This is a genomic window from Austwickia sp., from assembly GCA_016699675.1.
Taxonomy (GTDB): Bacteria; Actinomycetota; Actinomycetes; order Actinomycetales; family Dermatophilaceae; genus Austwickia.
Map to the genome: position 1 here is coordinate 4,129,295 of CP064985.1, position 13,853 is coordinate 4,143,147.

A 13,853-nucleotide genomic window follows, 5' to 3' on the forward strand; every position below is an offset into this window, starting at 1 on the left:
GGACTATAAAGGTGATCACAGATCTCCAGTGAGGTAGATCACCAGTGAAAGGAGCGGCCTTGGCCAGCTCGACCCTCGCCCCCGCCGGGGCCCAGCGCAGCTCGGCGCGCGTTCACGTCCAGAAGTTCGGCACCTTCCTGAGCAGCATGATCATGCCCAACATCGGCGCGATCATCGCCTGGGGCTTCATCACCGCCCTGTTCATCCCGGAAGGGCCCTTCCCGAACGCCCAGATCTCCTCGATCGTGGGCCCCAGCATCTACTTCCTGCTGCCGATCCTCATCGCCTACGCGGGCGGCAAGCTCGTCCACGACGTCCGCGGCGGGGTCGTCGGCGCCTTCTCCGTGATGGGCGTCGTCCTCCCGACCAGCGGCACCCTCGTGGCCAGCGCCGTCGACAAGGCGGGCGCCTCGATCTTCACCGGGGCCAACGGCCACGCGGCGCCGATGTTCCTCGGCGCCATGATCATGGGCCCGGCCACCGCGTGGGTCATGAAGAAGTTCGACAAGGCCGTGCACGGCAAGGTCAAGCCGGGCTTCGAAATGCTGGTCGACAACTTCTCCGCCGGCATCATCGCCGCGATCATGGCGGTCGTCGGAATGTTCATCCTGGCGCCCGTCGTCCTCGCGATCGTCGGCGCGCTCGGCAGCGCCGTGCAGTTCCTCGTCGACCACTCGCTACTGCCGCTGACGTCGCTGTTCATCGAGCCGGCGAAGGTGTTCTTCCTCAATAACGCGATCAACCACGGCGTGCTGACCCCGCTCGGCATCCAGCAGGCCCAGGAGCAGGGCAAGTCCGTGCTCTTCCTCCTGGAGGCCAACCCCGGCCCCGGCCTGGGCGTCCTGCTGGCCTACATGTTCTTCGGCAAGGGCGCGGCCCGCGCCTCGGCGCCGGGCGCCGCGCTGGTCCACTTCTTCGGTGGCATCCACGAGATCTACTTCCCGTACGTCCTGATGAAGCCCAAGCTGCTCCTGGCCACCATCGCCGGCGGCATGGCGGGCGTCTTCGTCAACGTCCTGTTCCACACCGGCCTGCGCGCCCCCGCGGCGCCCGGCTCGATCATCGCGGTGCTGCTGCAGACCGCGACGGACTCCTACCTCGGCGTGATCCTCGCCGTCGCCGTCGCGGCCGGCGTGAGCTTCGCGATCGCGTCCTTCCTGCTGAAGACCGACCGCGCCGAGGACGGCGACCTCGCCGCGGCGACGGCCGACATGGAGGCCATGAAGGGCAAGAAGTCCATCGCCTCCTCGACCCTGACCGCCGGCACGGCGGCCGTGCAGGACCACGCCGGCCCGATCCACCAGATCGTGTTCGCCTGCGACGCGGGGATGGGCTCCTCGGCGATGGGCGCCTCCGTCCTGCGGCGCAAGATCCAGCAGGCCGGCTACGACGACGTGACGGTCATCAACAAGTCGATCGCGGCCCTCACGGACACCTACGACCTCGTCGTCACCCACCAGGACCTCACCGAGCGCGCTCGCCAGCGCACCGGCTCGGCGATCCACGTCTCCGTGGACAACTTCATGGGCAGCCCGCGGTACGACGAGATCGTCGGCCTCCTGGGTCAGACCAACCGCGGGACCCCGGCGACTGCCGGCGCCGTCCCGTCCGCCGGGGCTGCGGCGGCGGGAACGGCGGCGGTCGCCGGCGCGGCGGTGCAGGACCGTACGCCGCACGCCGTGGACGGTACGGCGGCCGTGCAGGCCACCCAGGCCGCCCCGGCGGCCGAGGCCGGCTCCGGCACCGATGCCCAGCATTCGGTGCTGAGCACGCAGGGCATTCGGCTCGACGGCAACGCCTCGCAACGGGACGGTGCCATCACCGAGGCGGGTGACCTGCTCATCGCCCAGGGCGCGGTCGACGCGACGTACGTCGCCTCCATGCACGAGCGCGAGCAGTCCGTCTCGACCTACATGGGCAACCTGCTGGCCATCCCGCACGGCACCAACGAGGCCAAGGGGTCGATCCGGCGCACCGCGATGTCGTTCGTCCGCTACGCCGACCCGATTGACTGGAACGGCAACCCGGTCACGTTCGTCGTAGGCATCGCAGGCGCGGGCGACGACCACCTCACCCTGCTGTCCAAGCTCGCGACCGTGTTCCTCGACGAGGGCCAGGTCGCCCGCCTGGAGGCCGCCACGACACCCGAGGAGATCCAGGAGATCCTCTCGTCCGTGGAGGCCTAGGCACCAACGGCTCCCCCGACGCGTTAACCGGGGGCAGCCTGCACCACCGAGGAGGGGCCGACCTGCGCCGTGTCGGCCCCTCCTTCGGCGTCCCGGGATCTGCTGGCGAGCGAGCCCATCCGGTGATGGAGCGTTCACCCCTTTCGGGCGAATCCGGGCTGCCAAGCCCTCACCACGCGGCGCCCCTGCCGCTAGCCTGGCCCCCGCAGCCGTCCGCCTCGACCCCGCGCCGCAGGAGAGCCTCATGCAGATCACGCCCGACACCGCCGCCATCGTCACGGGAGGCGCCTCCGGCCTCGGCGAGGCCACCGTCCGCCGCCTGCACGCCGCCGGCGCCGCGGTGGTCATCCTCGACCTGCCGAGTTCCCCCGGCGAGGCCGTCGCCGCCGAGCTCGGGGACCGGGTCGTCTTCTGCCCCACCGACGTCCGCGACGAGGACCAGGTGCAGTCGGCCGTGGACGCGGCCAAGGGGCTCGGCACGCTGCGCATCGCCGTCACCTGCGCGGGCGTGGCCACCCCGGGACGGGTCCTCGGCCGCAAGGGCCCCCTCCCGCTGGACAGCTACAAGACCGTCATCGACATCAACCTCATCGGCACCTTCAACGTCCTGCGCCTGGCCGCCGCTGCCATGGCCGAGAACGAGCCCGTCGACGGTGACCGCGGCGTCATTGTCATGACGGCGAGCATCGCGGCGTACGACGGGCAGGTCGGTCAGGCCGCCTACGCCTCCAGCAAGGGCGCCATCGTCGGCCTCACCCTGTCCGCCGCCCGCGACCTCGCAGACAAGGCGATCCGCGTCATGACCGTCGCCCCCGGCACCATGGAGACCCCGATGATGGCGGGCCTGCCGGAGGAGACCAAGGCGAGCCTCGGCGCGATGGTCCCGCACCCCAGCCGCCTCGGGAAGCCGAGCGAGTTCGCCTCGCTCGTCGCCCATGTCATCGACAACCCGATGCTCAACGGCGAGGTCATCCGGATGGACGGCGCCCTGCGGATGCCTCCGCGCTGACCCCACCCCGCGTCCGGCCGGCCTGGTGAGTCGGTGCTCGCCTGGGACCTCTCGGCTCAGGCCCGTCGGCTCAGGCCCGTCGGGCCTGAGCCAGTCGCGTCAGGCCCAGTCGCGTCAGGCCTGAGGCATCAGGCCCGTCGACTCAGGCGCGGGGCTTCACCGCGGCGATCCAGTCGAGCACCTGGGCCCCGGTCGGGCTGGCCGCGGGGCTGGCCACGGTCTCGCTGGTCACCAGGAGCGCGAAGCCGTGGTCGTCGCCGGCAGCGTGGATCGCGGTCGCGGACGGCGCCGCCTTCTCGGCCGACGTGACGCCGGCGACGATCGATCCCTCGTCCTTGTCCGCCACCACCAGCAAGGTGGGCACCTTCCGTTCGGCGGCCGCCTGGGCGCTGGTCGCGGCATCGGGAACGCCGGCCCAACCGCCCGGACCGGAGACGTCCACGACGGCGTCGACGCCGTCCAGGGTCGCCGACGCCAGGGCGACCGTGCCGCCCATCGAGGACCCCATCACCGTGATCGGCTTCGCGCCGCGCGCCCGGAGCTGGTCAACGACGGTCCGGACCGCCACCCGGGGGTCGGCCGCGTCGGCGGGCAGGCAGCTCGAGCCGCCCCAGGCGCAGGCGTCCACCGCGACCACCGTCATCCCCCGAGCGGCGGCGACCTTGCCGATGGGCCAGCCCTCGCACAGCCCGCTCGCACCGGTGGAGTGCAGGAGCACCAGCGTCCGCTCGCCCGAGCCGAGCGTGGCGCCGGAGACGGTGCTTCCGGCGGGAGTGCGCCACGAGGTCGGCGCGAACCCCGTCTGACGCAGGCAGCGTTCGTCGATGGGCCGGGTGTCCTTGGGCGGCTCCGGGGTGGGTGACGCGCTCGCGGAGGACGAGCTTGCCGCGGCGGTGGGCGCAGGCGTGGTGCCGCCGCCGCAGGCGGCGAGCGACAGTGCGCCGGCCAGCGCCGCGGCACCGGTCAGAAGGCGAGAGAAGCGCATGGAGACATCCTGACGGGGTTACAGGTCTATGTCGAGTTAGACATAGACCTGCGTGGTGCGGCGACCCCGGGCAGCCGCAGGCGTCCCCACGGGGCGGCGAAGGAGCCCGTAGGCTCCCCCTTCGTGACGTCGACGTTGGGCCTAGCGCTGTTGGCGCTCGTGGCGCGCCAGGCGGCGACCGGGTACGAGCTGGCCCGCAGCATGGAGCGGCCGGCGGGCTTCTTCTACGCGGCGCGGCACAGCCAGATCTATCCGGAACTGGCTCGGCTGCAGGATGCGGGACTGATCGTGGGCGAGGAGATCGCCGGGGCGGGCCCGCGCCCCACGCGTCGATACCGGCTCACCGACGCCGGCGCCGATGAGCTGCGGCGCTGGCTGGCCACCCCCGCTGCGGGGGGACCGGTGCGCGACGTCAAGACGTTGCAGTTCTACTCGCTGTGGTTCCTTCCCCGGGACGAGGCGATCGGGCTGGTCGAGTCGTGGCGCCGTCGCCACGCGGAGGCGCTGACCGTATACGCCGCCGAGCGATCCGGGATCGTCGCCGACGGCGATCCGACCCCGGACACCCCCCGCTTCGGCAATCTCGCCGCCGTCACCGGTGGCGTCCTCGGCGCTCAGGCAGACATCGCATGGTGCGACTGGGTGCTCGACCGCCTGCGAGGGTGACCGGCGAGATCGCGTGACCGGCGGGATCGCGTGACCAGCGCCACCTCCGCCGTACGGCGTGGCGGGCGGGATCGGACCCCCGCGCGGGTGACCATGGCATTACCGGCCGCGGCGTCGTCCCGCGGGGAAGACGCGACGACGCCGGGGCCGCTTCCACGTCCCCATGGCCGGACCGCCCCGGAGCCTGCGCTCCGCGGCCCGCGGGTGGCGCCGAGGTACGCTGCGAGTCGCCGCCCGGCTCCCCCGCAGGCCCGACCGCCCGCACGTTCCGCCCAGGAGAACCGCCCCGCATGGCCAAACGCACGCCCCCCGCCGACGGCGACATCGTCGAGAACATCGTCGACATCGACGTCGAGGAGGAGATGTCGGGGGCGTTCCTGGAATACGCGTACTCGGTCATCTACAGCCGCGCCCTGCCCGACGCGCGCGACGGCCTCAAGCCGGTCCAGCGCCGGATCCTCTACGCGATGGCCGAGCTGGGGCTGCGGCCCGACCGGCCGCATGTGAAGTCCTCCCGCATCGTCGGTGAGGTCATGGGTAAGTACCACCCCCACGGGGACACGGCCATCTACGACGCCCTGGTGCGGATGGCCCAGCCCTTCTCGCTGCGGCTGCCGCTCATCGACGGGCACGGCAACTTCGGCTCCCTGGACGACGGGCCGGCGGCGAGCCGGTACACCGAGGCCCGGCTCGCGCCCGCCGCCCTCCTCATGACGACCAGCCTCGACGAGGAGGTCGTCGACGCGGTCCCCAACTACGACGAGACCCTCACCCAGCCCGAGGTGCTCCCGGCGGCCTTCCCGAACCTGCTGGTCAACGGCGCCTCCGGGATCGCGGTCGGGATGGCGACGAACATGCCGCCGCACAACCTCGTCGAGGTCATCGGCGCCTGCCGGCACCTCATCGACCACCCGGAGGCCACGCTCGAGGAGCTGATGCGGTTCGTCCCGGGGCCCGATCTGCCGGGTGGCGGGCTGATCGTGGGGCTGGACGGGATCCGCGAGGCGTACGAGACCGGCCGCGGCACCTTCCGCACCCGCGCCACCGCGCGCGTCGAGGCGTTGACGCCGCGCAAGAAGGGGATCGTCGTCACCGAGCTGCCGTATCTGGTCGGCACGGAGAAGGTCATCGACCGCATCAAGGACCTGGTGCAGGGCAAGAAGCTGCAGGGCATCTCCGACCTGAAGGACCTCACCGACCGCAAGCACGGCCTGCGCCTGGTCATCGAGGTCAAGAACGGCTTCAACCCCGACGCGGTGCTGGAGCAGCTCTACCGGCTGACGCCGATGGAGGACAGCTTCGGCATCAACAACGTCGCCCTGGTGGGCGGGCAGCCCCGCACGCTCGGCCTTGTCGAGCTGCTGCGCGTCTACGTGGACTTCCGCACGGACGTCGTACGCCGGCGCACGGCGTACCGCCTCGCCAAGCAGGAACGCGCCCTGCACCTGCTCGAGGGTCTCCTGCTCGCGATCCTCAACATCGACGAAGTCATCCGGATCGTGCGCGGCGCCGACGACACCGCCGCCGCACGGACCGGGCTGATCGCGGCCTTCGGGCTGTCCGAGACGCAGGCCAACCACATCCTCGACCTGCAGCTGCGGCGGCTGACGAAGTTCTCCCGGATCGAGCTGGAGAAGGCGCAGGGCGAGTTGATCGAGGACATCGCCCGACTGCGGGCGATCCTCGACGATCCCGCGCTGCTGCTGCGGGTCGTCTCGGACGAGCTCGCGGAGGTGGCGAAGGCGCACGGTACGCCGCGACGCACCGTCCTGCTCGAGGGAGCCGGCGTGCAGGTCAAGGCCAGCGCGACGCCGCTGGAGGTCGCCGACGACCCATGCTGGGTGCTGCTCAGCTCCACGGCGCTGTTGGCGCGGACGAGTTCCGATGCGCCCCTGTCGGATTCGGGGGGCCGGGCCAAGCACGACGCCGTGGTTTCCCGGGTGAAGGCGACCGCCCGAGGAGAGGTCGGCGTGGTCACGTCCGCAGGCCGGGTCCTGCGGCTGTCCTGCCTGGAGCTGCCCACCCTGCCGCCGACGAACGACGCGCCGAACCTGTCCGGGGGCGCCCCGCTGGCGGCCTTCCTCGACCTGCCCAAGGGCGAGACACCGCTGTGCTTGCTCTCGCTAGCACCCTCGTCGCCGGGGTTGGCGCTGGGCACGGCGCAGGGTGTCGTCAAGCGGGTGGCGTGCGACTATCCGGGTCGGCCCGACTTCGAGTGCGTGACCCTGCGGGATGGCGACCGGGTCGTCGGGGCCGTGGAGCTGACGACCGGCCAGGAGCACCTGGTGTTCGTGACCCGAGAGGCCCAGCTGCTGCACTTCCCCGCGGACGCGGTGCGCCCGCAGGGTCGGGCGGCCGGCGGAATGGCCGGGATCAAGCTGGGGGCGCGCGACGAGGCCATCTGGTTCGGTGCGGTGAACCCGGATCGGGACGACCCGGTCGTCGTCACCATCGCCGGGTCGGGCGACGCGCTGCCCGGCACGGAGGCGGGCTCGATCAAGGTGACGCCGTTTGCGGAGTACCCGGCGAAGGGGCGCGCCACCGGCGGCGTCCGCTGCCAGCGGTTCCTGCGCGGCGAGGCCCGGCTGCTGCTCGGCTGGGCTGGTGGCACGCCGGCTCGGGCGGCCGGGGCCAACGGCGTGCCGGTGGCGTTGCCGGCGGAGCCCGGCCGGCGCGACGGCTCGGGCACGCCCGCGACGGCGCCGATCGCCTCGGTGGCGGGCGCCTACGGGGACGGTCCCTGGAACGACGCCCCGCCCGGACCCGGCGGCCCGCGCGAACCCGGCGCTGGCCCGGCGGGTGCTGCCGGGCCTGCCGGTCTCGGCGGTTCCGGCGGACCGGACACCCCTGGCAGTGCTGTTCGGTCCGCCGCGACGAGGGCCGACGGCTCGGACGGCGGGGCGATCTCGGCGGGCTCGGCCGCCGCCACCTCCTCGACGGTGACCGAGGCCGCGGAGGTGAGCACCGAGCCGGACGAGGCCACCTTGGGGGTCGCCGGCGCCCGCGAGGCTCCGAACCGCTCCCCCGGCCGTTTCCCGAGCAGCTCCGGCTCCACCAGCCGCGCTACCGGCCGCGCACCACGGCGGCAGCCCGAACCCGGGCTGGCGGCGGGCGACGCACTGTTCGACCTGGAAGCCGAGCCGGTGACCCGGGGCCCGCGGCCGCACCCGGAGGTCGACCGCAGCGACTACGATCCGGACGACTTCGGTGACGCGGTGCAGGTCGGCCGCGAGTAGGCGCGGAATCCAGGGACGGGCCGTCACGCGCGGCGATCACTACCCGCGGTTTCCGCCCAGAAGGTGTCGAACGTCGGGGTATTGATCGTTGCGCCGCACGCCCGGGGCGTAACGTGGCGCGTCGTGGCGAAGACGAGCGCGGGGCTGTTGCCCTACCGACACGGGGAGGACGGCACGCTGCTGGTCTTCATCGCGCACATGGGCGGCCCGCTGTGGGCGCGCAAGGACGCGGGCGCCTGGTCCATCGTCAAGGGCGAATACGACGCCGCCGTCGAGGACGCCCAGGCGGCGGCCCGGCGGGAGTTCCTCGAAGAGACCGGGGCGCCCGCCCCCGAGAGCGAATGGCTGCCGCTCGGCGCGGTCCGCACGAAGAGCGGGAAGGTCATCACCGCGTGGGCGGTCGAGGCCCCGGTCACGCTGGCGCTGCTGGAACCGGGCACGTTCGAGATGGAGTGGCCGCCGAGATCCGGTCGGCGCCAGAGCTTTCCGGAGATCGACCGGGCGCAGTGGCAGACCGTGCCGCAGGCCCGCGTCGCGTTGGTCTCCGGGCAGGTCGAGTTCCTGGACCGCCTCGGCAAGGCCCTCGTCCCGGGCGTCGACTGACCCGGCAGGCCCTTGGCTACGGGCCTGCCGGGAGCGCACACTGACGGAATCCGGATCCCCGAGCCCGCGCGGGAGCGAGCCCCCATGGTCTACTCGGCGCCCCAACCCAACGAGGAATACCCCACGCAGTCCTGGCTGGCCGGGAAACTGGCCGAGGCCTATCACCTGACCCCGGACGATATCGCCGCGGTGACCGAGTTGCGCGGTGGGACCGCCATGCTCGTCGGCATCGGCGGTCCCACCGTGGGGTCGCGGGTGCTGATCTGGCGAGACGAGGTGGCCGTCGGCCGGGGCGAGGACTGCCCGATCTGGCTGTCCTCGGGGACGGTGTCGCGCCACCACGCCTCGTTCGTGCGCACCGCCGACGGTTACGACGTGTGCGACGCCGGCTCCCTCAACGGCACCTACGTCAACAACATGCTGGCCACCAGGGTCTCGCTACATCAGGGCGACGAGATCCGCTTCGGGAGCTGTCGCTTCCTCTATTTCGCGGGCCAGGATCCGACGGCCTGACGCCGTCGGGGGCGTCAGTCGACGTCGTCGTCCACCCAGTCGAAGGTCTTGGTGACGGCCTTCTTCCAGTTGCGGACCAGCCTCTCGCGCTGCTCGTCGGGCATCGCCGGCTCCCAGCGCGCGCCCTCGGCCCAGTTGTCGATCACGTCCTGCTCACCCTCCCAGAAGCCGACGGCGATGCCGGCGGCGTACGCCGCACCCAGGGCCGTGGTCTCCGCGACCTGGGGCCGCACCACCGGCACGCCCAGGATGTCGGCCTGGAACTGCATGAGGGTTTCGTTGGCGGTCATGCCGCCGTCGACCTTCAGCTCGGTCAACTCGACGCCCTGCTCCGCCGCATCGGCGATCATCGCCTCCATGACCTCGCGGGTCTGGAACGCCGTCGCCTCCAACGCGGCCCGCGCGATGTGGCCCTTGTTCACGAACCGCGTCAGACCGACGAGGGCGCCACGGGCGTCGCTGCGCCAGTAGGGCGCGAACAGCCCCGAGAACGCCGGCACGAAGTAGGCCCCGCCGTTGTCCTCGACTGTCGCCGCGAGCTTCTCGATCTCCGGGGCCGTGGCGATCATGCCGAGGTTGTCGCGGAGCCACTGGACCAGCGAGCCGGCCACCGCGATGGAGCCCTCCAGGGCGTAGATCGGCTTGTTGTCGCCGATCTTGTACGCGACCGTGGTCAGCAGGCCGTTCTTGCTGGTGACGGCCTCCTCGCCGGTGTTGATGAGCATGAAGCAACCGGTGCCGTAGGTGTTCTTGGCCATGCCCTTGGCGAAGCAGGCCTGCCCGAACGTGGCAGCCTGCTGGTCGCCGAGGTCCCCGGCGATGGGGGTGTCGACGAGCAGGCCCTGCTTGCGGCCGTACCCGTAGATCTCCGAGGACGACCGGATCTCCGGGAGCATCGACATCGGGATGTCCATGTCCTTGCAGATGCCCTCGTCCCACGTGAGCGTGCGCACGTTCATGAGCATGGTGCGCGAGGCGTTCGTGACGTCGGTGACGTGCACTCCCCCGTCGACGCCGCCGGTCATGTTCCAGATGACCCAGCTGTCGGTGTTGCCGAACAGCAGGTCGCCCTTCTCCGCCAGCTCCCAGGCGCCCTCGACGTTGTCGAGGATCCAGCGGATCTTGGGGCCGGAGAAGTACGTCGCGAGCGGCAGGCCGCAGATGTCCTTGTACTTGTCCGGGCCCTCCCGACCGGCCAGCCTGTCGCACAGCTGCTGGGTGCGGGTGTCCTGCCACACGATGGCGTTGTAGATCGGCTCGCCCGTCTTGCGGTTCCAGACCACGGCGGTCTCGCGCTGGTTGGTGATGCCGACGGCGGCGATCTGGTGGCGGTTGATCTCAGCGCGGGACAGGGCCTGGCCGACCGCCTCGCGCACGTTCCGCCAGATCTCGTTCGGGTCGTGCTCGACCCATCCCGCCCGGGGGAAGATCTGCTCGTGCTCGAGCTGGCCCGTGCTGACGATCTGGCCGCCGTGGTCGAACAGGATCGCGCGGGAGCTGGTGGTGCCCTGGTCGATCGCGAGGACGTACTTCTTCTCCGTCATGTCTTCAGTCTTTCTCGTCATCGGGACGGGGCCGCGGATCGCGGCCGCACAGGTTTTGGGTCATGTCGGCACACCGCCGACCGGGCGGCTCAGAATCCGCGGGCCACCAGCCCGGCCAGGATCCCGCCGAGCAGCGGTCCGACCACCGGCACCCACGAATAGGCCCACCGCGAGGTGCCCTTGCCCGCGATCGGCAGGACGGCGTGGGCGAACCGGGGGCCGAGGTCGCGAGCCGGGTTGATGGCGTAGCCGGTGGGGCCGCCCAGGCTGGCGCCGATGCCGACGACCAGCAGCGCCACCGCGAGCGGGCCGAGCTGCGAGGGCGTGTTGCCGAACCGCAGCACGACGTACACGAGGATGAACGTCGCGATGACCTCGGTGACGAGGTTCCACGGGTGGTTCTTGATGGCCGGCGAGGTGGCGAAGCAGCCGAGCTTGCTCTCGGGGTCGGGTTCGGCGTCGAAGTGGTCCCGGTAGGCCAGGTACGCCACGACCGCCCCCGCGAAGGCGCCCACGAACTGGGCGAGGAGGTAGACCGCCGTGCTCCCGGCGGTGACCTCGACGCCGGGGGCGTAGTCGGCCGCGCCGCTGACCCACAGGCCGATCGTGACCGCGGGATTCAGGTGCGCGCCCGAGCGGTAGGCGACGTAGACGCCGGCGAAGACCGCCAGGCCCCACCCGAAGTTGATCATCAGGGTGCCGCCGCCGTGCCCCTTGGTCTGGGTGAGCAACACGTTGGCGACGACGCCGACGCCGAGCAGGACGAGGACGGCGGTCCCGAACAGCTCGGAGAGGAACACATCCCCCAGGGAGACGGTCGGGGGCGCGGCAGCCGCAAGCACACAAGGCATGACAAAGGCTCGATTCTGTGCGGAAAGGCGCCCAGGCGGCGAGGTCCGCGAGAACCGTGGGCCTCGCGGTGTGGGCGAGGTGGGAGGGGCGCCGCGGGCGGCGCGCCCTGGGGGTACGCCGTGGCCGGGAAGGGCAGCACGGCATACCGGTCCCGCGCGCCGAACGGCGCACGGCACGCGGGACCGGTGGGAGGGGGCGCTTCGGTGGCTCGGCCTCGGGCGTGTCGAGGGGAGACACGCGCCAGGCCCGGCGCCCTAGGTCAGGCGGCCTCGGTCAGGCCGATCGCTCAAGCAGGTCGGTCAGCCTGACCAGGTCAAGCAGGTCGGTCGGGCCGACCGTCCCAGCAGATCGGTCAGGCGACCATGGCGGCCAGGTCGGGAGCGACCATCGGCACGAGGTCGGGGACCGCCGACCGGGCGGCGCTGGCCGCCTCATCGGAGCGCTCGCGTTCCGCGGCGTCCTCGCCGGCGACGCGGGCGCGGTAGCAGTCGATCTCCCACGCGGTCCGCTCGGCGTCCCAGCCCAGCAACGGGGCGACGATCTCGGCGAGCTCCGGCAGGGCCGACGCGCCGCGGTCGCGGGTCTCGTAGTCGAGCCGGATCCGCTTGCGCAGGATGTCCTCCAGGTGCAGGGCACCCTCCCGGGTCACGGCGAACGCCGCCTCGGCCCGCAGGTACGCCGGCGCGGTGCGCAGCGGCGCCGCGAGGGTGGGGTCGGCGTCGATCATCGCCAGGATGATGTCGATCTCGTCGCCGTACCGGTCCAGCAGGTGCTGCACGCGCGCATCGTCCCAGCCGCGCTCGGCGGCGATGAGGTGCCGGCGCGCCTGCACGCCCCGGAATCCGGCAGCCCCGACGAGGGGGATCTGCGTGGTGACGCAGGGGTACGCCTCGGCGCCGCCCTCCCCGAAGAGGTGGGTCACGGCGTAGTCCACGGCGTCCTGCGCCATCACCCGGTAGGTGGTGAGCTTGCCGCCGGCGATGGCGCACATGCCCGGCGCCACCTCGGTCACGGTGTGCTCCCGGCTGACCTTCGCGGAGCTCGCGTCGCCCTTCGTCTTCGGCTGCAGCAGCGGGCGCAGCCCGGCGTACGTGCCGATGATGTCGTCGCGGGTCAGCGGGTCGGCGAGCACCGAGTTGGCGTGGTCGAGGACGTAGTCGATGTCCGCGGCCGTGGCCACGGGGTGCGCCAGGTCCTCGTGCCAGGCGGTGTCGGTCGTGCCGATCACCCAGTAGCGGTCCCAGGGGATGATGAACAGCACGGACTTCTCGGTGCGCAGGAAGATCCCGGTCGAGCCCTGGATGCGGTCCTTCGGCACGACGATGTGGATGCCCTTGCTGGCGAGCACGCGCAGGCCGGCGTCGTCGCGCACGAGGTCCTGGGTCTGCTCGGTCCAGACGCCGGTGGCGTTGATGACGTACTTGGCCTTGACGTGGAGGTCCTGGCGACCCTCCAGGTCGCGGATGCGGGCGCCGACGACGCGGCCGTCGGCATCCTTGTCGAAGCCCACCACCTGCGTGCGGCTGGCGGCCAGGGCGCCGAATCCGGCGGCCGTGCGCACCAGGTCGATGACCAGGCGGGCGTCGTCCACGCGCGCGTCGTAGAACCGGATCGCACCGATGAGGGCGTCGTCGCGGATGCCGGGGAACAGCTTCTTGGCGCCCTTCTTGCTGTAGTGCTTCTGGGCCGGGACGGCGCGGCGTCCGCCGCCGCCGATCTGGGCCAACACGTCGTACATGCCCACGCCCACCGCGCTGTAGCTGCGCTCGATGACCGGCATCTTCAGGGGCCACAGGAAGGCCTGGGCCTTGACCAGGTGCGGCGCGGTGCGCTCCAGGAGAAGCCCTCGCTCCTTGAGCGCCTCGGCGACGAGGGCGAAGTCGAGGTTGTAGAGATAGCGCAGGCCGCCGTGCACCAGCTTGCTGGACCACTGCGAGGTCCCGCCGGCCCAGTCCTGAGCCTCGACGATCGCGGTGCGCAGGCCGCGCGTCGCCGCGTCGAGGGCGATGCCGGCGCCGGTGACGCCGCCTCCCACCACGAGGACGTCCACGCCCTCGGCATCGGTCATGGCCGCGAGTGCCCGGTCGCGGGACTGCATCGTCAGCGCCGTGCTCATGTTCTCTCCTCCTCGAACGCCCACGGGGCGCCCCTCCATCATCGTCCCCACGGCCCGCATCGGACCTGGAAGATCGCTGTCGTCATGACCACAATGCGCCCGGCTGAACGAATGGGCAAGGTGCGTGCACGAACGTGCAGAAC

Annotated in this window: 9 protein-coding genes and 1 pseudogene; 6 read left to right on the forward strand and 4 right to left on the reverse strand. The window is 71.8% G+C overall.

Annotated elements, in window-relative coordinates:
* Positions 1-59: 59 nt before the first annotated feature.
* Positions 60-2,186 (forward strand): PTS mannitol transporter subunit IICBA, encoded by a 2,127-nt coding sequence (locus IPK37_18855; protein QQS00804.1) that lies wholly within the window; start codon positions 60-62, stop codon positions 2,184-2,186.
* Between the two features lie 244 nt (positions 2,187-2,430).
* A complete protein-coding gene (locus tag IPK37_18860; protein ID QQS00805.1) occupies positions 2,431-3,195 on the forward strand; it encodes a 3-hydroxyacyl-CoA dehydrogenase in 765 nt (254 codons plus the stop codon).
* A gap of 142 nt (positions 3,196-3,337) precedes the next feature.
* On the opposite strand, the gene IPK37_18865 is transcribed toward IPK37_18860, so the two are convergent.
* Positions 3,338-4,180 (reverse strand): alpha/beta fold hydrolase, encoded by an 843-nt coding sequence (locus IPK37_18865; protein ID QQS00806.1) that lies wholly within the window; start codon positions 4,178-4,180, stop codon positions 3,338-3,340.
* 123 nt (positions 4,181-4,303) lie between these two features.
* Here IPK37_18865 and IPK37_18870 point away from each other — a divergent pair, with 123 nt between their 5' ends.
* The 4 genes and pseudogenes from IPK37_18870 to IPK37_18885 all read left to right on the forward strand — a co-directional run bounded on the left by IPK37_18870 (position 4,304) and on the right by IPK37_18885 (position 9,198).
* Positions 4,304-4,846, forward strand: coding sequence for a PadR family transcriptional regulator (locus IPK37_18870; protein ID QQS00807.1), 543 nt, complete (start codon positions 4,304-4,306; stop codon positions 4,844-4,846).
* A gap of 290 nt (positions 4,847-5,136) precedes the next feature.
* Positions 5,137-7,563 (forward strand): annotated as a pseudogene (locus IPK37_18875) (DNA topoisomerase IV subunit A).
* 717 nt (positions 7,564-8,280) lie between these two features.
* On the forward strand, positions 8,281-8,685 hold the full coding sequence (locus IPK37_18880) for an NUDIX domain-containing protein (protein ID QQS03015.1): 405 nt from the start codon (positions 8,281-8,283) through the stop codon (positions 8,683-8,685).
* An 84-nt stretch (positions 8,686-8,769) separates the two neighbouring features.
* Positions 8,770-9,198: an FHA domain-containing protein gene (locus tag IPK37_18885; GenBank protein QQS00808.1), complete on the forward strand. Its 429-nt coding sequence runs from the start codon at positions 8,770-8,772 to the stop codon at positions 9,196-9,198.
* Between the two features lie 14 nt (positions 9,199-9,212).
* Here the strand turns inward: IPK37_18885 and glpK are convergent, their stop codons facing one another.
* The 3 genes from glpK to IPK37_18900 form a co-directional block, all read right to left on the reverse strand.
* Entirely contained in the window at positions 9,213-10,742 is a 1,530-nt protein-coding gene (glpK, locus tag IPK37_18890) for a glycerol kinase GlpK (protein ID QQS00809.1), read from the reverse strand.
* Positions 10,743-10,831: 89 nt separating this feature from the next.
* A complete protein-coding gene (locus IPK37_18895; GenBank protein QQS00810.1) occupies positions 10,832-11,593 on the reverse strand; it encodes an aquaporin family protein in 762 nt (253 codons plus the stop codon).
* Between the two features lie 353 nt (positions 11,594-11,946).
* Positions 11,947-13,710 (reverse strand): glycerol-3-phosphate dehydrogenase/oxidase, encoded by a 1,764-nt coding sequence (locus IPK37_18900; GenBank protein ID QQS00811.1) that lies wholly within the window; start codon positions 13,708-13,710, stop codon positions 11,947-11,949.
* Positions 13,711-13,853 lie beyond the last annotated feature (143 nt).